Annotated in this window: 1 protein-coding gene; it reads right to left on the minus strand. The window is 64.0% G+C overall.

Annotated elements, in window-relative coordinates; all coding sequences use genetic code 11:
• Window positions 1–1,025 (minus strand): cbb3-type cytochrome c oxidase subunit I (locus tag ACFV0T_RS42165; RefSeq protein ID WP_385790857.1); only part of this gene is annotated, 1,025 nt, incomplete at both ends.

Genomic DNA, 1,025 nt, shown 5'->3' on the forward strand with positions numbered 1-1,025 from the left:
ATGACGCCGGTCAGACCACCGAAGACGAAGGTGATCAGGAAGCCCGTCGCCCACAGCATCGGGGTCTCGAAACTCAAGGACCCCTTCCACATCGTTCCGATCCAGTTGAAGAACTTCACGCCGGTCGGTACGGCGATGAGGAACGTCATGAAGGAGAAGAACGGCAGCAGCACACCGCCGGTGACGTACATGTGGTGCGCCCACACCGTCACGGACAGACCCGCGATGGCGATGGTCGCGGCGATCAGGCCCATGTAGCCGAACATCGGCTTGCGGGAGAAGACCGGGATGATCTCACTGATGATGCCGAAGAACGGCAGGGCGATGATGTACACCTCTGGATGGCCGAAGAACCAGAAGAGGTGTTGCCAGAGCAAGGCTCCGCCGTTGGCCGCGTCGAAGACGTGGGCGCCGAACTTGCGGTCCGCCTCCAGCGCGAACAGGGCCGCGGCCAGCACGGGGAAGGCCAGCAGGACCAGCACCGCGGTCAGCAGCACGTTCCACACGAAGATCGGCATGCGGAACATGGTCATGCCCGGCGCGCGCATGCAGATGATGGTGGTGATGAAGTTGACCGCGCCGAGGATGGTGCCGAAGCCGGAGAAGGCCAGACCCATGATCCACAGGTCGGCGCCGATGCCCGGGCTGCGGACCGCGTCCGACAGCGGGGAGTAGGCGAACCAGCCGAAGTCGGCCGCACCCTGCGGGGTGAGGAAACCGCCCACGGCGATGGTCGAGCCGAACAGGTACAGCCAGTAGGCGAACATGTTCAGCCGCGGGAAGGCGACGTCCGGAGCACCGATCTGGAGCGGCATGATCCAGTTCGTGAAGCCGGCGAACAGCGGCGTCGCGAACATCAGCAGCATGATCGTGCCGTGCATCGTGAACGCCTGGTTGAACTGCTCGTTCGACACGATCTGCAGACCCGGCCGGGCCAGCTCGGCGCGCATGACCAGAGCCAGCACACCGCCGATGCAGAAGAACGCGAACGACGTGACGAGATACAGCGTGCCGATCGTCTTGTG

The organism is Streptomyces sp. NPDC059582 (genome assembly GCF_042735715.1).
Lineage (GTDB): Bacteria > Actinomycetota > Actinomycetes > Streptomycetales > Streptomycetaceae > Streptomyces.